Origin of the sequence: Rhodococcoides fascians A25f (assembly GCF_000760935.2) — a bacterium.
Taxonomy (GTDB): domain Bacteria; phylum Actinomycetota; class Actinomycetes; order Mycobacteriales; family Mycobacteriaceae; genus Rhodococcoides.
The window spans coordinates 1,669,424-1,695,836 of the sequence record NZ_CP049744.1 but is presented as its reverse complement, the minus strand read 5'-3'; the positions used below and the strand labels follow the sequence as shown (position 1 = coordinate 1,695,836).

Genomic DNA, 26,413 nt, shown 5'->3' with positions numbered 1-26,413 from the left:
CGGCTCGCCTACCCCCGTGTACGACGCGAATCGATCACTCCCGTATCGAATCCGGCCAGATGCAATCCACCGTGGAATCGCGCGTGTTCGATCTTGAGGCAGCGATCCATGACGACGTTCGATCCGGCGGCTTCGGCGTCGTGGGCCACCTGCTCGTGCCACAACCCCAGCTGGAGCCAGATCGTCTTCGCCTGCGCTGCAATGGTTTCGGCAAGCACCGCAGGAAGGTCGTCGTACTTGCGGAAGACGTCGACCAGATCCGGCGGTTTCGGCAGGTCGGCGAGCGTCGGATAGACCGTTGTTCCTTCGATCTCGGTGATCGTCGGATTGACGAGAAAGATCTCGTAGTTGCTCGTCGACGACAGATACCGATTGACGAAATAGGATGCCCGCGAGGGGTTCTTGGACGCACCGACGATTGCCACCGTCCTGGTTTCCCGCAGAATGCGCTGACGCTCTTGGGCGGACGGGCCCTGCCAGGTGCGTTCACTCACGAGCGTGCCTTTCCGGTTGCCAGCGTCAGGGCCTGATCCAGATCCCAGAGAATGTCCTCGATGTCTTCGAGTCCGACGCTGATGCGGATCAATTCCGGGCCGACACCCGCTCCGCGGAGTTGATCGTCGGTCAGCTGCCGGTGGGTGGTGCTGGCCGGGTGAATCACGAGGGTACGCACGTCGCCGATGTTGGCGACATGGCTGGCAACTCGAACACCTTCGACGAACGTCTGACCGGCGTCGCGACCCCCGTCGATTCCGAAGGCGAACACCGCACCGGGCCCGGCGGGCAGATATCTCTCGGATCGATCGTGATGCGGGTGACTGTGTAGCCCAGCCCATCTCACGTAGTCGATGCGCGGATCCTGTTCCAGCCACTCGGCGACCGCTCGGGCATTGGCGACATGTGCGTCCATACGCTGCGGCAACGTCTCGACACCCTGGATCAGGGTGAAGGCCGACTGCGGTGCCAATGCACCACCGATGTCGCGCAGTTGCTCGCTGCGCAGCTTGGTCAGAAAGCCGTACTCGCCGAAGTTTCCCCACCACGACAGGCCCCCGTACGAGGCCACCGGCTCGGTCATCTGCGGGAATTTGCCAGAGCCCCAGTCGAATCGACCGGATTCGACCACCACTCCCCCCAGCGTCGAACCGTGCCCGCCGAGAAATTTCGTCGCCGAGTGGATCACGATGTCGGCACCGAACTCGATGGGCCTGCTCAGCCACGGGGTCGCCATCGTCGCGTCGATCACCAACGGGATTCCGTGCTCGTGCGCAACGGCGGCGAGACCCTCGAGGTCGGCGATCTCCCCCGACGGGTTGCCGATGATCTCGGCGTAGATCAGTTTGGTCGAATCCGTGACCGCAGCAGCATAATCCGCTGGATCGGTGCCCGGAACGAACGTGGTCTCGACACCGAACCGGCGGAGTGTGACGTCGAGTTGGGTCACCGTGCCGCCGTAGAGACCGGCCGCCGCGACGATGTGGTCCCCGGTGCCCGCGAGAGCAGCGAACACCGCGAACTCGGCCGCCAACCCACTGGCGAACGCGACCGCTCCGATGCCGCCTTCGAGGCTCGCGATGCGCTCCTCGAAGGCGGCGACGGTCGGATTGCCGATACGGCTGTAGACGTTGCCGTACTTCTGCAGAGCGAACAGATCGCCTGCGTCCGAGGAATTCTCGAACACGTAGCTCGCCGTCTGATAGATCGGCACAGCACGCGAACCGGTGGAAGGATCAGGCCTTGCTCCGGCGTGAATTGCTCTGGTACGTAGGCCGAATGTCCGTTCGCTCATGACCTCAGGCCGTTTCGAGAACGGTGTGGATCGGGGTGGGATTGCGCGTCAGATCCAGCACCGGGCAGTGATCGTCGACGGCCTGTTGCAGCTCCTCGTACCGTTCCCGCGTCTCCGGCCCCGTGACCGTGACGACAACGCGCACCTCGCCGAACCCTGGGCGCACCGCGTCGTCGAACCCGAAGAATCCGCGCACGTCGAGATCTCCCTCGGCCTTTGCGCTGATGTCGTCGACGATTATGCCCAGCTTCTCGGCCCAGACGCGATAGGTGACCACCTGGCAGGAAAGCAGCGACGCGAGGTAGTACTCCACGGGATTGGCGGCCTTGTTCTCCCCGCCGAGGGCCGGCGGCTCGTCGACCTCGACGCTGTACTTGCCGAGTGTGACGGTGCTGGCGACGGCGTCGTGTGCGGTGGCCGAACCACGAAAGACGACCTGGGCGTTCTTCGCGTCGGCCTGTACGGCGTCATCGGTGGCAGCGATGACGCCGCCGAGATGAGAAACAGATGTGGTCATGAGAATTCCTGTTCGATTCGAGGGTTGCCGGAACTACCCGAGGAGCGCAAAAAGCCCGTCGGGAATGGGTTCGATCGACTGTTACGAACAGGAGGAGGTGCAGACGAGACCGAAGTCGATGGTGCGACGACGAACGAGCCTTCTGGCTGCGTCGGTCACATGTGTCTCGGTCACGAAGCCGACAATAGCCTAGGAACGTCTCGCCTACGAGAACTGGTCCGCGCCGACGTCGGTCTCGTCGTCGGTGATGGCCGCGACGATGCGCGCTGCCACCGACTCCGGGGTCAGCCCCTGTGGCAGTTTCGGTGCCTGCCCGGCGATCGGCCGAGTGGCCAAGCCGGTCTCGGTGTGCGGTGGCCGCACATCGACGATCCTGATCTTCGACTTACGGGCTTCTGTGCGAACACTTTTCAGCAGCGCACTCACCGCGGCCTTGCTCGCAGAATAGGCACCCATGTTCGGCATCGGCTTGTCGGCCACCACCGCACTGATGTTGAGGACGAAGCCGCCCTGATCGAGTGTGGTCAACGCTTCGCGCATGATGCGCAGCGGCGCGAGGTAGTTGAGCAGCAGCAGTTCGTCGACGGTGTCGTCGTCCACTTCGGTCACCGGCCCGAACGCCACGACACCGGCGGCGATCACGATCCCGTCCAGACCGCCGTGGTGTTCGACGGCCTCTGCGATCACCGAGCGACCCGAATCCGGGAGCGTCAGATCGGCATTCACCACGTGATGATCCGAGGACTCGAGGCTGCGACCGCTGACGGTCAACCGAGCACCGGCTTCGGCGAGCTGGTCGACAATCGGGGACCCCAGCCCACCACTGGCACCGAATACGAGAATGCGTGCGCCGTCGAGTGAGGTCATACCCCGAACTTAATCGCCGCCTCGTACCCCGCGCTGACGCTGAGCCATTTTGGGTCATTCCGCAGGCTCCACTCCCGCGACGACTAGCTCAACAACTTCTTCTGCACCTTGCCCATGGCATTGCGCGGCAGCGAGTCGACCACGCGAATCTCTCGGGGCCGCTTGTGAATCGACAGCTCGGTCGCCACCAGATCGATGAGCACCCGATCATCGACATCGGTGCCCACGACGAAGGCCACGATGCGCTGGCCCAGGTCGTCGTCCGGTAAGCCGACGACAGCGACCTCGTCCACGCTCGGATGCCCCAGCAGCACCGTCTCGATCTCCCCCGCGCCGACGCGATAGCCGCCGGATTTGATCAGGTCCGTCGACGCGCGCCCGACGATGCGATGAAAGCCGTCCGGCTCGATGAGAGCGACATCTCCGGTGTCGAACCAGCCGTCCTCGGTGAAAGTCTTCGCTGTCGCCTCCGGGTTGTTCAGGTAGCCGTCGAACAGCATGGGGCAACGGATCTGGAGTGCACCGATCGATTCACCGTCGTGGGGCAGGATTTCGCCCTGCTCGCCGCGCAGTCGGGTTTCGACGCCTGCGACCGGTAGCCCCACCGAGCCCGGGCGACGCTCACCGTCGGCGCGGGTGCTGATGGTGATGAGGGTTTCGCTCATGCCGTACCGCTCGATCGGGGCCTGGCCGGTGAGTTCACGCAGCTTCTCGAACACCGGTACCGGAAGCGGCGCACTGCCGGAGACCAGCAGTCGGGCGTCCGCGAGAGCTCGGGCGGACGTCTCGTCGGCGGCGACCCGCGACCATACCGTCGGCACCCCGAAGTAGAGGGAACCACGCGCTGCCGCGTAGAGCTCCGGAGTCGGCTTACCGGTGTGAATCAGTGGGCTGCCGACCCGCAGCGGGCCGAGGACCCCGAGGATGAGACCGTGCACATGGAACAACGGAAGCCCGTGCACCACAGTGTCTTTCCACGTCCAGCTCCACGCCTCCACCAATGCGTCGAGGCCGGCGGCGATTGCGCTGCGAGAGATCAGGACGCCCTTCGGTGGACCGGTGGTACCGGAGGTGTAGAGCACGAACGCGATCGACGATGGCTGCGGTTCGGCGTAGCTGTGCCACGACCGCGCATGCTGACGCACCGGTAGAACCTCGAGCCCGGCGGTATCGGGCGGAGCTTCGCCGAGCCACGCCTGGGCACCCGAGTCACGGAGGATGTGCTCGCGTTCGGCGACACCCGCGTCCGGCGGAACGGGCACCACGGTGACCCCAGCGATCAGGGCACCGACGACCGCGAGCACCGTCTTGACCGACGGCGTTGCGTAGATCGCGAGCCGATCTGCCCGCGCGATACGTTCGGCAACCGAGGTCGCCGCACCCAGGATGTCGGCGCGAGAAAGCGAGACTCCGTCGATGGTGATGGCGTCGGGAATATCGTCTCCCCGCGCAACGGCGAGTGGGTTCAGTGAACGAAGCAGCACATGGCTACCGTACATACATGGACGTGGACGGAATCGACACCGGCGATTACGCCGAGTACATGACGGTCGCCGCCGGTGACCTGCAGGCGGGCGTCTATCTGATCGGAACCGACGCCGAGCAGGACACCGACTCCGAGGACGAACTCGACCTGGATCTCGAAGACGAGGATTCGGACGACGACGCCATCGACATCGCGCACGTCACCGACGGCGCGCCGAGGCTGGTCTACTCGGTCCAATCCGACGATTTCTGGACCCGAGTCGAACTCGCGGATCTCCGAGCCACCCAGCTCTACGAGGAAGCCCACGCACGCAATCCCGAGGTCAACACCGAGCCGAAGCGCTTCACCACCGTCGAAGCATTCGGCAGCAACGAACTGGTCTACATCCTGCGCATCCGACGCGGCGGCTGGGATGTGGGCGAGCCCGACCTCGATTGACCGCTGTCGCCGCTAGGCCGAGGACGCGACGGTTCCGACGCCGAGGGCGACCAGGAATCCGGCACTGATGCGGTCCAGCCAGTCGGTCACCGCCGGCTTGCGCAGCAACGCGACCGCGCGTGAGGCGACGACGGAGAACACTCCCATCACCAGGGCGGCCACCACCACCTCGACCAGCCCGAGCGTCATTGCGCCGGTGAACGTGACCACGGTGAGGAACTGCGGCACCACGGCCAGGTAGAACAGTCCCACCTTCGGATTGAGCGCACACGAGAGAACTCCGGCACCGAACGCCGACCATGCCGCCGCAGCGACCGGCACCAGCGGCTCACCGGCCACCTTGTTCTTTCGGCGTGCCCGAAACGCCTTCACGCCCAGGTACAGCAGATACAGCCCGCCGAGAATCTTGACCACGCGATACGCCGTCGCCGACTGCTCGACGATCGCCGCCAGCCCAACAGCTACCAGCACGGCCCAGAACAGTCCGCCGATCGCGACGCCCATCGCCGCCGCGATCCCGGGCTTGAGGCCGCCGATGCTGTACCGCAGCACCAGAAACGAATCGGGCCCGGGCAGAATCGCCAGCAGAAAACACACGCCGGCGAAGCTGAGCAGCAGGGTGAGGGTCATGCGTACATGAGAACACCCAGTCCGAGCCGGGTCCAACCGACCTGAGTGTCCACCGGAATCAGCCGCGCAGGCGAGTGGCCGCAGCCTCGATGCGCTCGTCCGTGGCCGTCAGTGCGATTCGCACGTGCTGTCCGCCGTCCGGCCCGTAGAACTCTCCCGGAGCGGCGAGGATGCCGCGTTCGGCGAGCCAGTCGACGGTGTCGCGGCACGGTTCGCCCCGCGTGGCCCACAGGTAGAGCCCGGCCTCGGAGTGATCGACGGTGAATCCGGCTGCCTCGACGGCAGCTTTGAGCACGGTGCGCCGGGCGCGGTATCGCTCGCGTTGAATGCTCTCGTGCTCGTCGTCGGCCAGAGCCGCGGTCATGGCGGCCTGGATCGGCAGCGGCACCATCATGCCGGCGTGCTTGCGCACCTCGAGCAACTCGGCCACGAGGGACGCGTCGCCGGTGACGAACCCTGCGCGGTAGCTCGCCAGGTTCGAGGTCTTCGAGAGTGAGTGCACGGCAAGCAGATTGGTGTGATCACCGTCGCACACGCGAGGATCCAGTACCGATACGGCGTCGGCGTCCCAGGTCAGTCCCAGGTAGCACTCGTCGGAGACGACGATGGCGTCGCGCTCGCGGGCCCAGTCGACAACCTTGCGCAGGTGGTCGACGCCGAGCACCTTCCCCGTCGGGTTGGACGGAGAGTTGACGAAGATCAACGACGCGCGCTCCGGTCCGAGTCGCGAGAGACCGTCTGCCCGCAGAATACGAGCACCGGCAAGCAGGGCACCCACTTCGTAAGTGGGATAGGCCAATTCGGGGATGACGACCAGGTCGTCGGCTCCCAGACCCAACAGAGTCGGCAACCAAGCGATCATTTCCTTGGTGCCGATGGCCGGTAGCACCGTGTCGACCCCGATGCCGGTGATCGAGTAGCGGCGCTCGAGCGCAGCCACCGCGGCCTCCCGCAGCGCAACGGTACCGACGGTCGTCGGGTATCCGGGTTCGTCCGCAACCGAATTCAGTGCCGTGCGGATGACCTCGGCAACGGGATCCACCGGCGTCCCGACCGACAGGTTGACGATGCCGTCCGGGTGCGCCGACGCCTTCTCCTTGGCAGCGGTCAACGAGTCCCAGGGAAAATCGGGCAGCGCCGCTGCCACCGCTCTACGTGCCAAGGCGTCAGTTCTCGCCCATGGGAGGCAGAGCCTTGATGAACGGCGGGTCGTAGTCGGTCTTGCCGAGCTTCGCGGCACCGCCGGGAGATCCCAGGTCGTCGAAGAAGTCGACATTGGCACCGACGTAGGCGCTCCACTGCTCGGGAACGTCGTCCTCGTAGAAAATGGCCTCGACGGGGCACACGGGCTCGCAGGCCCCGCAGTCGACGCATTCGTCGGGGTGGATGTACAGCATTCGGTTACCCTCGTAGATGCAATCCACCGGGCACTCTTCGATGCACGCTTTGTCCAGTACATCTACGCACGGTTCTGCAATCGAGTAGGTCACTGCTGCTCTCCCCTCCTGTATCGATCGTGGGCGCTCGCGCGCCCTGAGCATCCTAGTATCGCCGTCCGAACATGGGGCAAATCGACCAGGGTGGCCTCACCTGCCCCGAACGGCTATCGCCGCAGCTGCTTCGCGGGCACGTCTGCACCGAGTGCGGACGCCTTCTTGTGCGCCGCCAGCCACTTGCGGCCCTGCTTGGCGGCGCGCGAGAGCGCGCCCCGCTCACCGAGGTATCCGGCGACGCCGCCGACGAGCGGAATAGCTCCGAGTACGCGGTAGAACCCACGTGGATGCGGGCGCTTCTCCAGTTCGCCGGCAACGTCGCGCAGCACGTTGGCGATCTGCCACATTCCGCGCAGCAGTGCGAACGGGCCGGATTTCGGCGATTCTTCCTTCTTCGCGGGAGCGCTGTCGGCCAAGGACGTCAGGTCGCGCTTGCACAGCACCGACCCGAGCAGCGCCACGTGCGTCTCGCGGTCGGTCACTCCGGATTCGCGGGCCACCGCCACGAGCACCATCGCCTGGTTGGCGAACCCGAGCAGGTCCTGGATCGGCAGCCGGTTCACCAGGATGCCGAACACCCCGGGGAATGCGACGGCAACGGTGTTGAGAGCTCCGATGCGATTGACCCACCACTGCGAACGAGCATCGCTGTCGAGCTTCTCCCAGCCTGCTGTTCCCGGGAAGTCGGTGGTGTCGAAGGCTTTCGCGAGAAAGTCGATGACGTTGTCGAGGGTCGAATCGTCCGCAGAGGACTCGCGGAACGTCCGCCCCTTGAGTCCGATCGGATCACGTGTGGCCAGGATGTCGAGCACGGGATGAATGATGGCGACGGCGCTGCTCAGCACCGCGGCGACTCGACGGTCGTCCATGTCAGACAAGCTCCATTTCAGAAAATCAGGACCCAGGGTCAGATCAGGCCGGCGACCGACACCTCTGGTGCCGGGCCGTACGTGGTGGTGCGCTGACGAACCGGTCGTCCGATGCCGTCGGCGATCTCGTGCAGTTCCGCGACGGTCTTCTCCGAACCGTTCTGCGAACCCGCCATCCGCGAGATCGTCTCTTCCATCAGGGTCCCGCCCAGATCGTTCGCGCCTCCGTTCAGCATCGCCTGTGTACCCGTGATTCCCAATTTCACCCACGACGTCTGAATGTTGTCGATCCGGCCGTGCAGCATGATCCTGCCCAGAGCATGCACCGCGCGGTTGTCCCGGTTGGTCGGTCCTGGCCGCGACGCCCCGGCCAGATACAACGGTGAGGACTGGTGCACGAACGGCAGCGGCACGAACTCGGTGAATCCACCGGTCTTGTCCTGGATCTTCTTGAGCACGTTCAGGTGACCGACCCAGTGCGACGGGTTGTCGACGTGCCCGTACATCATCGTCGAACTCGACCGCAGCCCCACCTCGTGCGCGGTGGTGATCACTTCGATCCACTCGGCGGCAGGGAGCTTGCCCTTGGTGAGCACCCAGCGGACCTCGTCGTCGAGGATTTCCGCGGCGGTACCCGGAATCGAATCCAGGCCGGCGGCCCGGAGCTCGGTGAGCCATTCGCGGATCGACTGACCGCCGCGCGAGGCCCCGTTGACGATCTCCATCGGCGAGAACGCATGCACGTGCATCGACGGCACCTTGGCCTTCACCGCCCGCACCAGATCGGCGTACCCCGTCACCGGCAGTTCGGGGTCGATTCCGCCCTGCATGCACACCTCGGTGGCTCCGACGACATGCGCTTCCCACGCGCGATCGGCTACCTCGGTGGTGGACAGTGTGAACGCGTCGGCGTCGCCCTTGCGCTGAGCGAACGCGCAGAAACGGCACCCGGTGTAGCAGATGTTGGTGAAGTTGATGTTCCGGTTCACCACGTAGGTGACGGTGTCCCCGTTGACCTGCTTGCGCAGATCGTCGGCGAGCGCGGCAACGGCATCCATGCCCGGACCCTCGGCCGTCGCCAGCGCGAGGTACTGCTCGTCGGACAACCCGGCCGGGTCCTTCTCCGCTGCCGTCAACGCCGACACCAGGTCACGATCCACCCGCTCGAGCCCGGCGAGATCACGGACCTGCTCGCGGATCGATTCCCAGTCGCCGAACGCATTCGCCAGATCCGAGCGGGTCTCGGTGTTGCGGCCCTGGGTGTCGATCTCGGTGTTCAGATCCACCCGACCCGAGGACTCCCACTCTTCGTCCGGCTCCTGCCACGGCAGACCCGTCGGGTTCACACCCTCGCGAGCCATGCCGGTCTCCGGATCGGCCACCGCCCGCACGTGCGCGGAGATCCGCGGATCGATCCACGGTGCACCGGCGAGAACGTACTGCGGCTGCGCGGCAGTGCGCTCGACCAACCGGTATCCGGCCGTTGCCGACAGCTCGGCGAGAGTGTCCAGGTTCGGCCACGGCCGCTCGGGATTGACGTGATCGGGCGTCAGGGGCGAGACCCCGCCCCAATCGTCGACGCCCGCCCCCAGCAACGCGGCAGTCTCCTCCGGTGCGACCAGATTCGGCGGAGCCTGAATCCGCATCGACGGGCCCAGCACCATGCGCGTCACCGCGATGGTCGCCAGGAATTCTTCGAGACCGGCGTCGGGCACCGACCGCATCGCGGTATCGGACTTGGCCAGGAAGTTCTGCACGATGATTTCCTGAACGTGCCCGAAAGACTTGTGCACCTTGCGAATTGCCATGATCGACTCGGCGCGGTCGCGCAACGTCTCGCCGATGCCCACCAGAATGCCGGTGGTGAACGGGATATTGAGCCGGCCCGCATCGGTCAGCGTGCGCAGCCGAACCTCGGGATCCTTGTCAGGACTGCCGTAGTGCGCCTGTCCCTTCTCCTCGAACAACCGACGCGAGGTGGTCTCGAGCATCATCCCCATCGACGGGGCGACCGGCTTGAGACGTGAAAGTTCCTGCCAGGACATCACTCCCGGGTTGAGGTGCGGCAGCAGGCCGGTCTCCTCGAGCACCCGGATGGACATGGCACGCACGTAGTCCAAGGTCGAATCGTAGCCGCGGGAATCGAGCCACGCCTTGGCCTCGGGCCACCGCTCCTCCGGTCGGTCGCCCAGAGTGAACAGCGCTTCCTTGCACCCGAGCGCGGCACCCTTGCGAGCGACGTCGATGATCTCGTCGGGATCCATGAACATCCCGTGCCCGGCGGCATTGAGCTTGCCCGGCACCGTGACGAACGTGCAGTAGTGGCACTTGTCGCGGCACAACCGCGTGATGGGTACGAATACCTTGCGGGAGTACGACACCGTCTTCGGCCGGCCCGCGGACTCGAGCCCGGCATCGCGTACCCGGGACGCCGACGCCATCAGATCGGTCAGATCGTCACCGCGAGCGTGCAGCAGTACCGTGGCCTCGTCGACGTTGAGAGACACTCCATCGCGGGCACGACGCAACACTCGTCGCATCGCAGAGGGGGCTGGTACGGGATCCGGTAGAGAAGTCACCCGTCGATCATGCGCCTTCCCGGTACGCCCGTGCCACTGCAGGGTCTTCAGGCTGCCGCCCCGACTCCGACTCGGGGTGGTGGATACCAAAAGACACCTCTAGGTTTGTAGCCGTGACAACGATGACCGACCCCCAGTGGCAACCGTCTCCTCGTGCACGTCTTCTCTGGGCTCTGAGTGCCGGTCTCCTGTGGCTGCCGGTCTTCGTCGCCCAGATCGTCTGGGCCGTCGTCGACTCGAAATGGACCTCGTGGCCGCATGTCGCCGTCCTTGTGGCATCGATAGTGCTGGCGGCCCTGCACATCGCGATCGTGCCGCAGTGGCGGTACCGCGTCCATCGTTGGGAGATCAGCGACACGGCGGTCTACACCCGCACCGGCTGGCTCAGTCAGGAGCGCCGCATCGCGCCGATCTCGCGAGTACAAACGGTCGACACCGAGCGCGGACCACTCGATCGGCTGCTCGGATTGGCCACGGTCACCGTCACCACGGCGTCGTCGGCCGGAGCAGTGAAGATCACGGCACTCGATCGAGACGTCGCAGACAAGACAGTGGCCCGACTGACCGATATCGCCGGCCGCACCGTCGGAGACGCAACGTGACAGATCAGGAGCTCCTCGCCGTCGAGGAAGAGCAACCGTGGCTACGGCTGGACAAGCGAATGTTGTTGGTGCACCCGGTGAACGAGGGCATCAAGATCCTGCCGGTGCTGCTGTTGTCCTTCTTCGTCGGCAGCCAGAGCGGTAACCACTACTGGAGTCTCGGCATCCTCGCGGTCGTGGTGGTGTTCGCAATTCTGCGCTGGTTCACCACCAGCTACCGGATCGGCCCGGTACATGTGCAACTGCGCACCGGAGTGCTGCAGAAGAAGGTTCTGTCCATCCCGCGCAACAGGATTCGTTCGGTCGACGTGGAAGCGAACGTGCTGCACCGGATGCTCGGATTGTCGATCCTGCGGATCGGAACCGGCCAGCAGGCGGGCAAGGGCGAGGCCTTCGAGCTCAATGCCCTCGACACCTCCCTGGTCCCCGCACTGCGTGTCGATCTGCTGCAGCGAGTGTCGGGACAGATTCCGGCAGCCGACGGTATCCCCACCGCGGCACCGAATCCCGAAGTGGAGATTGCCCATTGGCAGTTCTCGTGGGTGCGATTCGCCCCGTTCTCGATCACCGGCATCGTCACCATCGCCGCTGCCGTCGGCGTGCTGTTCCAGTACGGACTGGGGCAGACGCTGGCCGAGTCGTCGGTGGTCTCGAACAGCATCGACTCCGCCGAGCAGTTCGGAATCGCCGTGTTCGTCGTCGTCGCCCTGATCGCACTGCTCGTCGTGTCGAGCATCTTCGCGTGTGTCCGCTACCTGTTGACCTACGCCAACCTCACTGTCACCGACCAGGGTCGCACCCTGCACGTCAGCCACGGACTGCTCCGTACCCGTCAGTCGACACTCGACCGGAAGCGGCTGCGCGGCACCTCCCTGTCGCAACCGCTGCTGCTGCGGGCGGTCAGCGGTGCCCGCCTGGACGCCATCATGACCGGCGTCAGCGCCGAGAAGAAGGAATCGTCTCTGCTGCTCCCCCAGGCCCCGCAGGCCGAGGCTCTACGCATGATGACCACGGTGCTCGGCGACGCCGGTCTGCACGGCGGCGCCGACCGGCCACTGCTGCGACACGGCCCCGCAGCGCGACGTCGCCGTTACACCCGGGCAGCGCTTCCGCTGCTGTTCATCGCCGCCGGCCTGGGAGTCGCACAGTGTTTCGGCGCGCCGATTCCGATTCTCGCGTGGACAGCGATCGGGGTGTTGTTCGTCGCCGCTGTCGGCCTGGCTCACGATCGCTACCGAGGCCTGGGCCATGCAGTGCTGCCCGGCTGGCTCATCACCCAGCACGGTTCGCTGGACAGAACTCGGCACAGCCTCGAGGCCGCGGGCATCATCGGCTGGACGGTGCGGCAGACGTTCTTCCAGCGCCGCGCCGGGGTGGCGACCATCGTCGCGGCAACTCCGGCAGGCGTCGGCCACTACGAGGTGATCGACATCCCGGTGGAGAACGCGTGGGCCATGATCGACGCCGTCACCCCGGGAGCCGGAGACATCTGGCTGCGGCGCACCTGACCCGCTATGAAGAAGGCACGCCCGCAGAGCATCGAACAACTAGACATCGCGGTATCCGAATGTCGCGCCTGCCCGCGCCTGGTGCGGTGGCGCGAACAGGTCGCCGCCGAGAAGCGTGCGGCATTTGCGGACGAAACTTATTGGGGCAAGGCGGTTCCCGGATTCGGACCGGCCGACGCGGCGATGCTGATAGTGGGCCTCGCTCCGGCGGCACACGGGGCGAACCGCACCGGCCGAATGTTCACCGGCGATCGAAGTGGTGACGTGCTGTATAGAGCCATGCATGCCGTCGGGCTGGCGAGCCAACCCACCGCGACACATATCGGCGACGGGTTGACGCTCAACGGAGTTCGCATCACGGCCCCGGTGCATTGCGCGCCGCCGCAGAACAAGCCGACTCCGGCCGAACGAGACAGGTGCAGGCCGTGGTTGGACGACGAGCTGCGGTTGCTTCGTCCGACGTTGCGATCGGTGCTCGTTCTCGGTGCCTTCGGCTGGCAGTCCCTGCTTCCGATACTGGCCACCAACGGATGGGAAATACCCAGGCCTGCACCGAAGTTCGGCCATGGAGTTCGACTGGAGCTGGGATCGATCACGGTGTTCGCCAGCTACCACGTCAGTCAGCGAAACACCTTCACCGGACTGTTGACGCCGACGATGATCGAGGATGTCCTTCGGGATGCGGGTCGGCATGCACGCTTGCTGTGATCGCCTTCATCCGGAACATGAACAGCAGAACACCGGCCGGGCCCGCCCCCGCAATGATGAGCAGCATCGTGCGCCAGTCGGCGAGCAGCAGAACATCGTTGCCCGGGCCGCCCAGCATGCACAGCACCACCGCGACGAACCAACCGATCAGGGGTGACGCCACCCAGATCGACCGCTCGGCAACCTTACGCGCGGCCAGGACCAGCGCGACGTTGGCGATGCCGCCGAGTAGTGCGCTGATGGGGAATTGAACCGAACCGAGGTACGTCGGCAAGAAGAAGACCGACAGAATTCCGGAGAGAAAGCCGTCGAACACCAGTACTGCGACGGTCGCCCAGGACACCAGGGCGACAGTATTGGATGCGGCCTTCGAGATCATGCGCCCAATACTGCCTTGACCCGGGTTGTTTCAGTGCATCGCATTCGAAAAACCGGGCACCGGCACTCAGGAAACCGGCGGATATCCCAGCGAGGTGAGCAAGTTGCTCGCACCCATGGCGATCTGACCCAGAACGTATTGGTACAGATCTGCCTGCGCGCCGAACTGCGGCTTGAGAGAATCGACGAACGCGACGATGGCGTCCTGCACTACCCAGTTGTACATATGTGTTCCGCCCCTGCTGTGATGAGATCGACCCTGTGGTCATTCAGTGATGCGAAGCACAGCCTAGTACGCCGGCGAACAGGTCGGTCTCCCTGCCCGTCCCATCGACGCCGAGTGTGCCCCGAACCAGCACGTACTGCTCGTCCAGCAGGATCGGCTGGGCGATGTCGTTGGAGAGTGCGTACTCGCGTCCCGACGGTGCGACGGTGACCTGAGTGGCGTGTGCGCGCAGCGCGTCCCGCTTGGCATCGAGCACACCGCGAATATCGATGCTGGTCGTGATCGTGCTCTCGGGCACGCTGGGCAACTCACCGTCGACGGGCAGTCGCCATCCGGCCGGAATGTCGTCGATGGCGGCGAGTCCCGACTGCAGTTGGTCCTGACCGGTGACGGTCCAGTAGAACTTCGACACCTCCCATGGCGACCCGGCCCGGGGGTAGGAATCCGTGCCGCAGACCTCCACGGCCTCGGTCACCAACGAATGCACCTGCTGATGATCGGGATGGCCGTAACCGCCCTCGGGGTCGTATCCGATGACGACCTGCGGCCGAAGCTCACGCATCACCGCCACGAGCGCTCCGAGAGCCTCGTCGCGGTCTGCGTTGACGAACGCACGCGGCTTGCGGGCAGCAGACGTCCCGGCCATTCCGGAATCCCGCCAGCGGCCGGCTCCGCCGAGAAAGCGCGGCGGATTGCAGCCCAGCGCCGCGAGAGCACGGTGCAATTCCAGAATCCGGTAGCCGCCCAGCTGATCGGCACGATCGACGACCAGATCGGCCCACGTCTCGCCGATCACCTCGCCCTCCTCGCCGAGCGAGCAGGTGAGTACCGTGACGGCGGCCCCGGCACGAACGTAGTGGGCAATGGTGCCGCCGGTGGTGATGGTCTCGTCGTCCGGATGCGCGTGCACGAGCAGCAGCCGCTGCGGCTCCGTCATCGCCTGCTCCGTCACTGCCTCTGTCATCGATCCAGTGCTCACTTCGTCATTGGTCGCGGTGTCGCCGCGGCGATCGGTCACGAGGGCGTCCGTATCCACTGCGCCGCGTCGGCGAAGATGCCGACCTCGATCGGGCCGGTCAGGGAGACGCCGGTGATGCCGGGAACTGCGGCCACCACCGACGAGTCCTGCATGATCGGCAGCGTCGACGCCAGCGACCACAGCTTGGGCTCGACGTCGTTGGTGGCGACGGACGGATCGAGTCCGTTCACGAGAGCCCTGTCGATGGTCGGCCCGAGTTCGGGAACGCACAGGCCGGACAGATTTCGCGGGGCCGGCGCGCGGTCGCCGCTGCCTGCAGCAGGCTCCTGGACACAGCCGAACCGTGATGCCAGCGCTGTCGCCGGGTCCACTCCTGCGCTGTTCCAGCCCACCACCGCATCGACGGTGCCCTCGGTCAACGCCGTCGAATACAACTCGTCGGCGGGCAGTGGGGTGACGGTCGCATCGATCCCTGCGCTGACGAGCTCGTCCGCAGCCGTCCCCGCGACAGCGAGCGCGATGTCGTCGTTCTCGACGGCACCGATCACGAACCGCAACGCGGTACCGGTCGCGTCGGCAAGACGGGGCACCCCCGGAACCGGAGCACTCGTGGTCGCCGGGTCGGCGGTCTGGGTACCGGTTGCCGGGGCGGTCGACGTCGGCGCGGTTGCAGTGGTCGGTGCGGTCGCATTCGGTGTCGATGTCACCACCGCGTCGGGCGTCGGAACGAAGCCCGCGCGTCGCAGTAGGTCGAGGGCCGCGGTTCTGCCGATGGGAGCGGGCGACGTCGCGGTGTATCCGGGGTCGGAGGGAGAGAGGAGCTGCGCTGCAGCTCGACGATCCGTCGCGCCACCGCCCGCCCCGACGGTGGCGAGCAGATTGGGATCGAGCAAGCCGAAAATACCCTGGCGCACAATGGAATCCGACATATTGGCCGCGCGCCCGTTTACCGTCATCGACAGCACCCGGGATTGCCGGATCGTGTCGGTGCGGACGCCGGGAATTGCCGAGAGCTGGGCTCGCAAGGCCGCGTCACCACGAACCTGGGCGATCTGGGCGTCGGCAGACCGCAGAGAATCGGCCAGTTGCGCGGGGGTACCGCCGCGGCGGATGAGGATCTGATCGGGCGACGCGGGCTCGCCCCAGAAGCGGTCGTTGCGCTCGAGCAGAATCTCGTCACGACCCTGGTCGACGGTCTTGATGTTGAACCGGGATCCGGAGACCGGCACGTTGTCGGTGAGACCACCTTGGAAACCACCGGGCGAGTCCTTGAGCAGGTGTGAGGGCACCAGGTCCGTGAACAAGCGCTGCCACGCCGGGTACGGCGATTCGAGGGTCACGTCGACCGTCTTGCCACCGCCCGAGGATGCGACGTCGCTGATCAGGGCGTACCCGGCGGAATCGACCACACCGGGTTGGGTGATCATCTGCTGCCACAGGTAGCGGAAATCCTCGGCGGCGATGGGTGCACTGTCGGACCACTGCGCCTCGTTGCGCAGCTGATAACGAATGGTGAACGGCGACTGCGAGGTCACCTCGGCCGAGATCATCAGCGACAGGTCGGGTTCCCAGGTGGTCACCCCGGTGTCGGCGTTTCGAATCGGCCGAAACGGGCTGGGTAGCACCAGGGAACTCACCGCGGCCGTTGCGGGCGACTGATCTGCCAGCAAGTGCGGGTTGAATCCGATTCCGACGTCGTCGATGGCGACGACCACCGGATCACCGGTCTTGGCCGGAACCATCGTCGTGCTGACCGGCGTCTCCACGCTCTCGATGGGAGGTGGCGGATCCGCGGTGCACGCAGTGAGTACCAGTGCGATGGCAGAAACCAGAACCGCCGGCATCAGCACGTTGCGCAACGAGGATCTCCTTCGTGATCGGCTACCGGTACAGGAGAAGCGACGCCCCACGAAAGTGACACGTCGCTTCTCCCGCACGAGATGAGTCTTACAGAGCAGCCTTGTCGCGAGTCTTGCTGCGCGAACGCTCACGGGCGCGCTCGTTGGAATCGAGGTGCACCTTGCGGACGCGGACGACCTCGGGGGTCACCTCGACGCACTCGTCGCCTGCGCAGAACTCCATGGCCATTTCCAGGTCCAGCTTCTTGGGCTTGGCCAGGGTCTCCATGACGTCTGCCGAGGACTGACGCATGTTGGTCAGCTTCTTCTCGCGGGTGACGTTGATGTCGAGGTCTTCCTGACGCGGGTTTATGCCCACGACCATGCCCTCGTAGGTGTCTGCGCCCGGCTCGACGAAGAACGTGCCGCGGTCGGCCAGCTGGATCATCGCGAACGGGGTGACGGTTCCGTGACGGTCCGAGACGAGCGAACCGGTGTGGCGGGCGCGGATCTCGCCGGCCCACGGCGCGTAGCCGTGGAAGACGGCGTTGGCGATGCCGGTACCGCGAGTGTCCGTGAGGAACTCGGTGCGGAAACCGATCAGGCCACGCGAGGGAACGATGAATTCCATACGAACCCAGCCTGCGCCGTGGTTCGTCATCTGGACCATCTTGCCCTTGCGTGCGGCGAGCAGCTGAGTGACGGCACCGAGGTACTCCTCCGGTGTGTCGACCATCAGCTCCTCGAAGGGCTCGTGCAGCTTGCCGTCGACCTGCTGGGTGACCACCTGGGGCTTGCCGACAGTGAGCTCGAAGCCCTCACGACGCATCTGCTCGACGAGGATGGCGAGAGCGAGCTCGCCACGACCCTGAACCTCCCAGGCATCGGGGCGACCGATGTCGAGGACCTTGAGCGAGACGTTGCCGATGAGCTCCTGATCGAGGCGGCTCTTGACCATGCGCGAGGTGAGCTTGTGGCCGCTGACGCGTCCGACGAGCGGGCTCGTGTTGGTGCCGATGGTGACCGAGATGGCGGGCTGATCGACGGTGATGCGCGGGAGAGCGACCGGGTTCTCCAGGTCGGCGAGCGTGTCACCGATCATGATGTCCGGGAAGCCCGCGACGGCGACGATGTCTCCTGCGACACCCTTCTCGCCGGGAACGCGCTCGACGCCGATCGTGTTCAGCAGCTCGGTGATCTTCGCCTTCTGGACGACGGGCTCGCCGTCGACCTCACGCATCCAGCTCACGGTCTGGCCCTTGGAGAGCTGACCGTTGTGGATGCGGACCAGGGCGAGGCGGCCGAGGAACGCGGAAGCGTCGAGGTTGGTGACGTGCGCCTGCAGCGGCGCGTCGACGTTGCCCTTGGGTGCGGGGACGTAGCTGAGCAGAACCTCGAACAGCTCGTCGAGGTTCTCGGCGTCGGGAGCGTGTCCGTTCTGGGGCTGGACCTTCGAGGCCTTGCCCTCACGACCGGAGGCGTAGAGGACGGGGAGGTCGAGTGCGAGCTCGGCTGCCTCGGACGCTTCGTCGTCGAGATCGGACGCCAGATCGAGCAACAGGTCGTGGCTCTCCGAGACGACCTCTTCGATACGCGCGTCGGGACGGTCGGTCTTGTTCACGACCAGGATCACCGGCAACGACGCGGCGAGCGCCTTGCGCAGCACGAAACGGGTCTGCGGCAGCGGGCCCTCGGATGCGTCGACGAGAAGGACGACGCCGTCGACCATGGACAGGCCGCGCTCGACCTCTCCGCCGAAGTCGGCGTGGCCGGGGGTGTCGATCACGTTGATGACGGTGATGGTGCCGTCGGCATTGCGCTTGTGAACGGCCGTGTTCTTGGCCAGGATCGTGATGCCTTTTTCTTTTTCGAGGTCACCCGAGTCCATGACGCGGTCGATCGCTTCGGCACGTTCCTCGAACGCGCCGGACTGCCGAAGCATGGCGTCGACCAGGGTGGTCTTGCCATGGTCGACGTGTGCAACGATGGCGACGTTGCGAAAAGTAGTGGTGCTGTCGATGTTGTCTGCACTGCTTGGGGCGCTCACGCGAAAAATTCTCCTGGAGTCGAATGCGGGCTCTTGTTCGCTAGCGGGCTTATGTCGCTAGAGAAGCGCGCTGCACCGCGAGGTTCTCGCGACTGATCGAGTTTACCCGTAGTTCGACCGTGCCCCGCGCCACCCTCAGGTCTGTGACCTGCGCCACCCATTAGTCTTGGTGCTCATGGGCAAGATAAAGGCCGCAGATGTCTCGGGGATGAAGCCCAAGAAAAAATGCTGCCGCAAGAAGGTTCGGTGCATCAAATGCCCGGTCGTCATCATGCGAATGAAGAAGCTCGAATCGGCGGGCGCAACCAAGAAAGACCTCAAGAAGGGCCTGAAGACCGCTCGGGCGAAGTGAGCAGGATGTCCAGTAGCTCGGGTAGCCAGAGTCGGTCGGCATCGACCAGATCCATCGTCGGCAGCGTCTCGGCGTCCACCCACCGCAGAGCCGAATGTTCCAGCGCCGCAGGGGTTCCCGAGACGAGCGCCGCGCGGTAGGTACGAAGCACCAGTCCGCCGGAGAGATCGACATCGCCGTTCAGCGCGGCACCGATGGAGCACTCGACTCCCAATTCCTCGCGAAGCTCACGGGCGAGCGCTGCGTCCTCGGACTCCCCCGGCTCCACCTTGCCGCCCGGCAGTTCCCAGCGGCCGGCCAGCTCCGGCGGACGGGTTCGTTGCGCGAGCAGGAGTCGGCCGTTCTCGATCAACGCGGCAGCGACAACCACAGCGGTAGGGGTACCGGACATGCCACCATCTTTCTATGACCGAACTGCTGACCGACCGCGACATAGAGGACGCCCAGCTCACCGACTGGACGGTGGTGGAAAAATCCCTGACGCGAACCGTCGAACTGGGCTCGTTCCCGGCAGCCATCGAGGCGGTGAACCGCGTGGCCGACGCCGCGGAAGAGGCGGACCATCACCCCGATATCGACATCAGGTGGCGGACGCTCACGTTCACGCTCTCGACGCACTCTGCCGGTGGTCTCACGCAGAAGGATGTGGATCTGGCGCGTCGGATCGACGAGTTGATCGTGCACTGATGCGCCCCGCATAGACGACCCAGCCGAGGAAGAGAGCAGATCCGATCACGTCGACGGCACCCGCCCACGCCTCGAACCCGGGACGAGGGATGGTCCAGATCGATTCCTGGAAGAAGCCCAGCAACCACGGCACCCCCACCGTGACCGTCACCAGCCAGTATCCCGCGACGAGCTTGGCACCGGCGATATCGCGCAGTGGACCGTGCACCAGCCAGATCACCATCGGAATCACCCAGATCCAGTGGTGCGACCACGAGATGGGCGACACCAACAGGCCGAGGAGTTGAACGATGACCAGGGTTCCGAGGTAGTCGCGGCGATCGATTGCTCGCCATGCCGACACAGCGAGGACCGTGGCGATCACCGCGGCGGCGATCCACAGCGGTCCCTGGCCCACGTCCTCGCCCACGATCCGGCTCAGCGCACCGCGCAGAGACTGATTCCAGACCGAACCGACGGGCCCGATGCGGTCGGCGTCGCCGAGCAACGTGGTGAAGTAGGTGGCGGCCTGATGCCCGAGCACCGCGTAACTGACCGCGACCGTCAGCGCGAAGGCCACGGCCGAGAATGCTGCGGCCTTCCACCTGCGCGTGGCCAGGAAGTACAGGCCGGTGATCGCCGGGGTCAGCTTGATTCCCGCGGCGAAGCCGACGAGTCCGCCTGCGACCCACCACCGCGAGCTGCGTACAGCCAGTAGTGCCAGCAGCACCAGGAAAACGTTGACCTGGCCGTAGTCGAGAGTTGTCCGTACGGGTTCGGACCACAGCCCCAGCGCGGTCCACAGCATCGCGATCCGCACCCAGCGCGGTTGTGCGGCACGCCCGTCACCCAGCACCATCGACAGCGCCAGCCGAACCACCGCGAACAACGCGGCCATGGTCGCGGCCTGCCAGACGACGCCGACCACCGTGAACGGCAGGTAATGCAGTGGGAAGAACACCAGGGCGGCGAACGGTGGGTACGTGAACGGAAGCGGGAAGTCCGGGGTCTGCACCGAGTAGGTGTAGTCGTACAGGTTGTCGCCCAGCAGCGCTGCCGAGCCCTCTACGTAGACGTGCAGATCGACGAGGTTCATGCCGTTCGGTGTCACGAAGGCCCAGACGAAGCGGCTGATCACCGACATCGCCAACAGAACGGGGGCCAGCCGAACGAGTCGGTTCACTGTGCGTGCGGTTCCGTTCGGTATCGGTGCTGTATATCGATAACGAAGCTTATAGGTCGTCACAGGCCTTCCCTAACCACATGGGTTGACGAGTAACATTTGCATCACCTTTAACACTGATAACTCCAGCAACAGGCTATTGTTTGGCCCTGCGGAGAATTCGCAGCGTGGACCACATAGACTGCCCTGGCACAGTTGCGATGGGGAGGGTTCGACGTCAACGGCTGTACATCGGGGATCGCGCTACATAGAGTGACCCCTCGAGCACCGGCTGTCGCCGGGGCCCGCGTCATGATCAGAATGGGGATTATCACCGTGCTTCGTACCCGCGGAACGCGTCGCGTAGTAACGGCATTTGCCGTTGCAGCAGCCGCCGCACTCGTCGTGCCGACCAGCGCATCCGCACAGCCTCTGGTGCCCATGGCGCCCGCCGATCTGCCTGCAGCACCGGCCGATCCCGCCGCGTTGATCGCTCAGTTCCTTCCCGCTCCCGGTGAGCCCATGCCCAACCTGGCCGACATCGAGGCGCTCGCCTCCTTCGCGCCCGCGATCGTCGGTGCTGCCGCTGGACCCGCCGATGTCGGAGCCGCTCCGGCCGCAGATCTGTTGAGCCAGGCTCGCGCTCTGCTGGCAACGGCGCAGCTGCCAGAGCAGGTCAAGTCGCTGCTCGAGTCCGTGATCACCTTCCTGGACGGATCCGGCGGCGGCGGTCCGGAACTGCCCGCCGACGGACCGGCCATCGCTCAATTCCTCTACCCGACGCTCGGCAAGGGGTGCATCTCCGACACCGCCGATTCCGTCGGAACCGCCCTCGCCGTACCGGGCCCGGCCACGTTGCCTCCTCCCGGACCGGCCGCGGGCCAGGCAGGCTTCGTGTTCACTGCGCTCGGCACCGCCCCCATCGCCGCCGAGCAGTCCGCTCCGCTCACCGTCACCTGGCTCAACATCGACAACCGTCGCTCGGGAACGCAGGACCTGACCGGCGCAGCGAAGATCAACGCCGACGGCCCGGCAACGTTGTCGGCCATTGCCGATACCGGTCCCGGACGCGTCCTGTCGGTGGTCTCCGGCTCGATCACCACGCAGTCGAAGGAAGATCCCGCGGCCGCTCCCCGCAGCTGCACCTTCCTGCCCACCATCGGAACGGTCTACGTTCCGTAAATCCTGCGCACAACGCATTTCGCCCCCGGCTGTTCGTCAGCCGGGGGCGAAATCATTTCGAAGGTGTTTCGGACAGTCGACTTACATCGTGGAATGCGACAAACACCGCGGAATTACATCGATGTAATTCAGGTGATATCGGCAGCGGATTTCGACCACTGCCCATAATCGGCTTTGAGAATATTGTTGATGTCCACTTTGACTCCGCCGACAGAATCCTTGTCGATTCGGATCTGATGAATATGCGCGGCGGGGTGAACGAAGCCCTTCGGTGTCCCCCAATTGTGCTGCCAATACCACTGGCCGAGACCGGCTACCGAGGCCAATTCGATGGTGGGCGAATTGGCGTAGATGCCGGTGTTCTCGGCCCCGATCACCGACTGCCAACCCAGGATGTACGGCGCGATCAGAGTCGCGAACTCCACCGCGGTGGGATTGTCGTCGATCGACGCGTAGATCGGGCGGTCCGCGGGACCTCCGGCAGCCGTGTGGAGTTCGAGGCCGCGCTTGGCATGCTTCACGCCCGCTGCGTACCCACCGCGCCAATCCGACGTCGCTCCTTTTCCGAACTGGTAGTTCGAGACCACCTCCAGTCCGGCGGAGGTGAGCGAGTCGGCCTCGGACTTACGCATCGGCTTGCCGATCATCCAGTTCGCGTCGGGTCGGCGATCGGAGACGTACCGCACCGCCCCGAGGTGACCGGCCTGCTTGATCGCCGAGGCCGACGGCACCCCGCCCGAGTAGTCGACGAGTGTTCCCAGTCCGGCGTCCGCGTGCGCGGTCGCCGTCCCCAGCGCAACCAGACCGACGGCGGCAGCGGACCCTGCGGCGGCGTATTTGAACAGTTCACGTCGCGAAACCTGCACTGAAATCTCCATCATTCGATCGATCGCCGCGGCGCGCCTACTCACAGAACTGCACCACCACTGATAATTTGTGATCTTTTGTCGTATCCCACCACAATCCCACCGGTACCGCCAGCCCCACTGCTCACACCCGACGCCCTTCTCACGGGCATCACATCGGCAACTCGGGCACCCTGAACGCATGCATGAATAGGGTGGGTAGAACGATCGACGGTCGAACGCGCGAAGGAGTGGATGGACATGGGCGTAACTCTTGCCAAGGGTGGAAATGTCTCACTGACGAAGGAAGCACCGAACCTGACCGCTGTCTCCGTCGGACTGGGCTGGGACGTCCGTGCCACCACCGGCGGTGACTTCGATCTCGACGCCAGCGCCATCGGCCTCGGCACCACCAAGAAGGCACTGAGCGACCTCTACTTCGTCTTCTACAACAACCTGCGCTCCCCCGACGGCGCCATCGAGCACACCGGTGACAACCGCACCGGCGAAGGCGAGGGCGACGACGAGAGCATCGATGTGGACCTGGTGGCCCTGACCCCGGAGGTCGACTCCATCGTCTTTCCGGTGTCCATTCACAACGCAGACGCGCTGGGGCAGAACTTCGGTCAGGTCGTCAACGCCTTCATCCGCGTCGTCGACAAGTCCGACGGACGCGAACTCGCCCGCTTCGACCTCAGCGAGGATGCCTCCACCGAAACCGCCATGGTGTTCGGTGAGCTCTACCGCCGCGGTGCCGAATGGAAATTCCGCGCCATCGGCCAGGGCTACGCATCGGGCCTGGAAGGAATCGTTCGGGACTTCGGCATCGACGTGGGCTGAACCGTTCGTGGACCGTCTCGATCGGACCGTCTCGATCGGACCGTCTCGATCGGACCGTCTCGATTGAACAACGGATTCCGGCAGAACTTGTGGCGTCGAGATGATGTGTGGTGATATCAGCGCAACCGCAACATAAGCCACATCAGTCACAGGAGTCACACATGTCTCGTCGCCTCAGCCGTCTGGCGGGCGCGCTCGCGCTCTCCTGCGCAGCATTGCTCGCAGTCCCCGCTACCGCGACAGCGGAGCCTGCACCGGCAGATCCACTGGCCCAGGCAATTGCCGCACTGCAGGGTCAGGGCGGTGCATCTCTCGCGGCTGCGAACGCTATCGCCGACTCACGCACCCCGGTCGCCGAGGATGCGAGCACCGATCCGTTCGCCGCGCTGAACGCAGCCAACAAGGCGTTGACCGATTTCGGCATCACACCGTTCTTCTACCCGACTGCGGCCATCAACTGCGCGGCGACGGGTGCCTCACCCCTCGGCATCGTCCCGGGCGTCGCCGGTGGTGCCGGCGGACCGTGGCCCCAGCTGACCGTGCCGCCGATCGCCACTCTGCCCGGCCTGCCCTCGATCGCTGTGCCCGAACTGAACGCGGTGAACAAGGGCGAGACGATGTTCGCATTCGTTCCGGCCGGCATCGTCAACGACTCGGCCGACAAGTCCGGCATGCAGGTGGCGTGGTTCAACGTCAACACCCTGCAGGGCGGCTTCGCCGACTTCGGTGGGCTGGCCACCACTCTCGCCCAGTCGATCCTCGACAACTCCGGCATTCCGGCAGAGTTGAAGGAACTGGCCCGGCCTCTCGTGGTCAACGCACTCAATGCATTGCCCGCTGCCGGTGCGCGCGCCGTGCCCGTGGAAACCGGATCGGGAACCGTCCTTGCGGCGGTGTTCGGCACGGTGAACCACAAGGGAATCGACGGCACCGACAAGAGCTGCTTCTTCTTCCCCACCGTGGGTCTGGTCAACGTCGCCTGATCAACGTCGCCTGATATCGAAAGTCGAAAGGCCCTGCAGCGCATGTGCTGCAGGGCCTTTCGATGCTCAAGCTTCGACTGCTCGGCCCAGCCTTCCCAGTACTGCCTGCATCTCGGTGCGTTCCGAGCGCACCGCCCACGGACGCTGCCGGTTCCTTCCTCGCATCTGCATCGCGGCTCCCGTGAGCAGGTCACCGTTGGGGGCGAAGTGCACCCGAACGATGTCGTCGAGTGAGCGTCCCAACGCGAAATCCTTGACGCCACCGCGGAAGCCGTGCGGAAACAGTGGCGCGTCGGGTTCGTTGTACTTGCCGCCGACGAACACCGGGCGGCCGGTGCGAAAGTCACGACACTGCGCGATGAACCCGTGGAATGCGCGCCCTCGCTCACGCCCGTAATAGGCGATGCCCACTCGCCCGGACCCGGTGGCGGTGATGGCCGCGAGTCGGGCGTCGCGCACTCCGGGCGCGGAGACGACCACCGGCCTCGACCAGGTCACCGTTCCATCGAAGGACCAGGCGGCATGGAGCACTCCGTCGCGGTCCGGCCACACCACGTAGACGTTGCCCTCGTCGTCGACCGCCGTCGACTCCGGCAGTCGATAGCGCGAACCGAGCAGCAGAAAATGCAGTGGGTTGTGGTACCTCGCCAGTGCCGACCCGGGGACCATGCGGACATCCCAGGTCAGACCCTCGTCGTGACTGACTGCCACGGCGAACCGTCGACCGTAACGGCCGCCGATGTAGACCGTTCCATCCGGGCCGACGACGCCCTTGCCGAACGTGACGTACTCGCGGCTCGGTAGACCGGGGATGTTCTTCGGATCGATGTCGAATCCGCCTGCCACTTCCCACTTCACGCCGCCGTCGTAGGACCGCCAGATAACCTGACGGGTCACGTTGATCAGCGGTCGCACGCGTAGCGCGAACGGCGTCGGAGCAGACAGGTACGTCACCCTCCCACTGCTCGAATTACGTGGGCCGGCAAAAATTTTCGCGTTCGTTCGGGCTTTGGACGCCACCTTTCGGATGCGCCAGGTTTCACCTCGGTCGTCGCTGACCCCGAGAGCGAATCCCGTCCGAAACAGGCGCTGCGGTGCCGCGCCGAACGTGCCGGCATGAAGAAATAGTCGGTCGTCGACATCGTCGAAGTACAGATACGGCCGACGTCCACCGTTCTGCATGCCCTCCGGAACCGATGCGCGCCATGACTTTCCGAAGTCCGACGACCGCAACACACCGATCCCGTCGACGGTGAAGGCAGGGGCGAGAAAGACGGTGTTGTCCGACGCGACCCCGAGGGTGCAGGCCGCCGAGCCGTACTCCGTGTAGGAGATGTCGGTGACGTAGTCGGCCGAGGCGGCGGCGTTGGTCGAGGAACGCAGACCCGCCCGATAGCCCGAAGCAACTCTGGGCGTCACGACACCGACC

General features: G+C 65.2%; 28 protein-coding genes. 9 read left to right on the top strand and 19 right to left on the bottom strand.

The genetic code is table 11. The features are described 5' to 3' along the window. Positions 1-8: 8 nt before the first annotated feature. The 5 genes from BH93_RS08185 to BH93_RS08165 form a co-directional block, all read right to left on the bottom strand. Positions 9-494: a CoA-binding protein gene (locus BH93_RS08185; protein WP_037171572.1), complete on the bottom strand. Its 486-nt coding sequence runs from the start codon at positions 492-494 to the stop codon at positions 9-11. Further along, a complete protein-coding gene (locus BH93_RS08180) occupies positions 491-1,789 on the bottom strand; it encodes an O-acetylhomoserine aminocarboxypropyltransferase/cysteine synthase family protein (protein ID WP_037171573.1) in 1,299 nt (432 codons plus the stop codon). The genes BH93_RS08185 and BH93_RS08180 overlap by 4 nt, the downstream gene beginning before the upstream one ends. 4 nt (positions 1,790-1,793) lie before the next feature. Further along, positions 1,794-2,306, bottom strand: coding sequence for an OsmC family protein (locus tag BH93_RS08175; RefSeq protein WP_037171575.1), 513 nt, complete (start codon positions 2,304-2,306; stop codon positions 1,794-1,796). A gap of 204 nt (positions 2,307-2,510) precedes the next feature. Beyond that, positions 2,511-3,173, bottom strand: coding sequence for an SDR family NAD(P)-dependent oxidoreductase (locus tag BH93_RS08170; protein ID WP_037171578.1), 663 nt, complete (start codon positions 3,171-3,173; stop codon positions 2,511-2,513). Between the two features lie 83 nt (positions 3,174-3,256). Further along, positions 3,257-4,672 (bottom strand): acyl-CoA synthetase, encoded by a 1,416-nt coding sequence (locus BH93_RS08165; protein ID WP_037171581.1) that lies wholly within the window; start codon positions 4,670-4,672, stop codon positions 3,257-3,259. A 2-nt stretch (positions 4,673-4,674) separates the two neighbouring features. Here BH93_RS08165 and BH93_RS08160 point away from each other — a divergent pair, with 2 nt between their 5' ends. After that, complete coding sequence (locus tag BH93_RS08160; protein WP_032380587.1) at positions 4,675-5,097, top strand: hypothetical protein; 423 nt, start codon at positions 4,675-4,677, stop codon at positions 5,095-5,097. Between the two features lie 12 nt (positions 5,098-5,109). Here BH93_RS08160 and BH93_RS08155 read toward each other — a convergent pair whose 3' ends face one another. The 5 genes from BH93_RS08155 to BH93_RS08135 form a co-directional block, all read right to left on the bottom strand. Then, positions 5,110-5,727: a LysE family translocator gene (locus BH93_RS08155; RefSeq protein WP_032380586.1), complete on the bottom strand. Its 618-nt coding sequence runs from the start codon at positions 5,725-5,727 to the stop codon at positions 5,110-5,112. A 58-nt stretch (positions 5,728-5,785) separates the two neighbouring features. Beyond that, the gene (gene dapC / locus BH93_RS08150; RefSeq protein WP_037171584.1) at positions 5,786-6,889 is read right to left on the bottom strand and encodes a succinyldiaminopimelate transaminase; all 1,104 of its coding nucleotides are present in this window, start codon (positions 6,887-6,889) and stop codon (positions 5,786-5,788) included. Positions 6,890-6,893: 4 nt separating this feature from the next. Next, complete coding sequence (gene fdxA, locus BH93_RS08145) at positions 6,894-7,217, bottom strand: ferredoxin (RefSeq protein WP_008714223.1); 324 nt, start codon at positions 7,215-7,217, stop codon at positions 6,894-6,896. 113 nt (positions 7,218-7,330) lie between these two features. Beyond that, positions 7,331-8,089 (bottom strand): hypothetical protein, encoded by a 759-nt coding sequence (locus BH93_RS08140; RefSeq protein ID WP_032380584.1) that lies wholly within the window; start codon positions 8,087-8,089, stop codon positions 7,331-7,333. 38 nt (positions 8,090-8,127) lie between these two features. Continuing rightward, positions 8,128-10,629, bottom strand: a complete 2,502-nt coding sequence (locus BH93_RS08135; RefSeq protein ID WP_371832097.1) for a bifunctional FO biosynthesis protein CofGH — start codon at positions 10,627-10,629, stop codon at positions 8,128-8,130. Positions 10,630-10,790: 161 nt separating this feature from the next. Between BH93_RS08135 and BH93_RS08130 the strand changes: the two genes are divergently transcribed. Genes BH93_RS08130 through BH93_RS08120 form a run of 3 tightly spaced genes read left to right on the top strand, consistent with a single transcriptional unit; the run spans position 10,791 to position 13,486 of the window. Further along, positions 10,791-11,270, top strand: coding sequence for a PH domain-containing protein (locus BH93_RS08130; protein WP_037171588.1), 480 nt, complete (start codon positions 10,791-10,793; stop codon positions 11,268-11,270). A gap of 59 nt (positions 11,271-11,329) precedes the next feature. Continuing rightward, the gene (locus tag BH93_RS08125; RefSeq protein WP_242459221.1) at positions 11,330-12,778 is read left to right on the top strand and encodes a PH domain-containing protein; all 1,449 of its coding nucleotides are present in this window, start codon (positions 11,330-11,332) and stop codon (positions 12,776-12,778) included. A 6-nt stretch (positions 12,779-12,784) separates the two neighbouring features. Then, on the top strand, positions 12,785-13,486 hold the full coding sequence (locus tag BH93_RS08120; RefSeq protein ID WP_037171591.1) for a uracil-DNA glycosylase: 702 nt from the start codon (positions 12,785-12,787) through the stop codon (positions 13,484-13,486). On the opposite strand, the gene BH93_RS08115 is transcribed toward BH93_RS08120, so the two are convergent. The 5 genes from BH93_RS08115 to typA all read right to left on the bottom strand — a co-directional run bounded on the left by BH93_RS08115 (position 13,413) and on the right by typA (position 18,954). Beyond that, positions 13,413-13,865 carry a hypothetical protein gene (locus tag BH93_RS08115; protein WP_037171592.1) on the bottom strand — a complete coding sequence of 151 codons (453 nt, stop codon included), beginning with the start codon at positions 13,863-13,865 and terminating at the stop codon, positions 13,413-13,415. The genes BH93_RS08120 and BH93_RS08115 overlap by 74 nt on opposite strands. Positions 13,866-13,931: 66 nt before the next feature. Continuing rightward, complete coding sequence (locus tag BH93_RS08110; RefSeq protein WP_008714214.1) at positions 13,932-14,090, bottom strand: hypothetical protein; 159 nt, start codon at positions 14,088-14,090, stop codon at positions 13,932-13,934. 43 nt (positions 14,091-14,133) lie between these two features. Continuing rightward, positions 14,134-15,027 (bottom strand): N-acetyl-1-D-myo-inositol-2-amino-2-deoxy-alpha-D-glucopyranoside deacetylase, encoded by an 894-nt coding sequence (gene mshB, locus BH93_RS08105; RefSeq protein WP_037172152.1) that lies wholly within the window; start codon positions 15,025-15,027, stop codon positions 14,134-14,136. Positions 15,028-15,104: 77 nt separating this feature from the next. Next, a complete protein-coding gene (locus tag BH93_RS08100) occupies positions 15,105-16,913 on the bottom strand; it encodes an ABC transporter family substrate-binding protein (RefSeq protein WP_037172153.1) in 1,809 nt (602 codons plus the stop codon). A gap of 103 nt (positions 16,914-17,016) precedes the next feature. After that, entirely contained in the window at positions 17,017-18,954 is a 1,938-nt protein-coding gene (typA, locus tag BH93_RS08095) for a translational GTPase TypA (protein ID WP_032365354.1), read from the bottom strand. A 175-nt stretch (positions 18,955-19,129) separates the two neighbouring features. Between typA and BH93_RS08090 the strand changes: the two genes are divergently transcribed. Then, positions 19,130-19,306: a hypothetical protein gene (locus BH93_RS08090; protein WP_094609726.1), complete on the top strand. Its 177-nt coding sequence runs from the start codon at positions 19,130-19,132 to the stop codon at positions 19,304-19,306. Here BH93_RS08090 and BH93_RS08085 read toward each other — a convergent pair. After that, positions 19,272-19,697, bottom strand: a complete 426-nt coding sequence (locus BH93_RS08085; RefSeq protein WP_037171593.1) for a (deoxy)nucleoside triphosphate pyrophosphohydrolase — start codon at positions 19,695-19,697, stop codon at positions 19,272-19,274. The genes BH93_RS08090 and BH93_RS08085 overlap by 35 nt on opposite strands. Before the next feature lie 14 nt (positions 19,698-19,711). On the opposite strand from BH93_RS08085, the gene BH93_RS08080 reads away from it, so the two are divergent. Next, entirely contained in the window at positions 19,712-19,993 is a 282-nt protein-coding gene (locus BH93_RS08080; protein WP_037171596.1) for a 4a-hydroxytetrahydrobiopterin dehydratase, read from the top strand. On the opposite strand, the gene BH93_RS08075 is transcribed toward BH93_RS08080, so the two are convergent. Continuing rightward, positions 19,938-21,155: a mannosyltransferase gene (locus tag BH93_RS08075; RefSeq protein ID WP_037171598.1), complete on the bottom strand. Its 1,218-nt coding sequence runs from the start codon at positions 21,153-21,155 to the stop codon at positions 19,938-19,940. The two genes, BH93_RS08080 and BH93_RS08075, sit on opposite strands and share 56 nt — an antisense overlap. 300 nt (positions 21,156-21,455) lie before the next feature. Here BH93_RS08075 and BH93_RS08070 point away from each other — a divergent pair, with 300 nt between their 5' ends. Continuing rightward, positions 21,456-22,316, top strand: coding sequence for an Rv1157c family protein (locus BH93_RS08070; protein WP_052064894.1), 861 nt, complete (start codon positions 21,456-21,458; stop codon positions 22,314-22,316). A 128-nt stretch (positions 22,317-22,444) separates the two neighbouring features. On the opposite strand, the gene BH93_RS08065 is transcribed toward BH93_RS08070, so the two are convergent. Next, positions 22,445-23,194 (bottom strand): DUF1906 domain-containing protein, encoded by a 750-nt coding sequence (locus BH93_RS08065; protein WP_032380574.1) that lies wholly within the window; start codon positions 23,192-23,194, stop codon positions 22,445-22,447. A gap of 228 nt (positions 23,195-23,422) precedes the next feature. Between BH93_RS08065 and BH93_RS08060 the strand changes: the two genes are divergently transcribed. Both BH93_RS08060 and BH93_RS08055 read left to right on the top strand, forming a co-directional pair. After that, entirely contained in the window at positions 23,423-24,001 is a 579-nt protein-coding gene (locus tag BH93_RS08060) for a TerD family protein (RefSeq protein ID WP_032380864.1), read from the top strand. A 161-nt stretch (positions 24,002-24,162) separates the two neighbouring features. Further along, positions 24,163-24,984 (top strand): hypothetical protein, encoded by an 822-nt coding sequence (locus BH93_RS08055; RefSeq protein ID WP_032380573.1) that lies wholly within the window; start codon positions 24,163-24,165, stop codon positions 24,982-24,984. Positions 24,985-25,050: 66 nt separating this feature from the next. Here BH93_RS08055 and BH93_RS08050 read toward each other — a convergent pair whose 3' ends face one another. Then, positions 25,051-26,403: a sialidase family protein gene (locus BH93_RS08050; RefSeq protein ID WP_155290848.1), complete on the bottom strand. Its 1,353-nt coding sequence runs from the start codon at positions 26,401-26,403 to the stop codon at positions 25,051-25,053. Positions 26,404-26,413 lie beyond the last annotated feature (10 nt).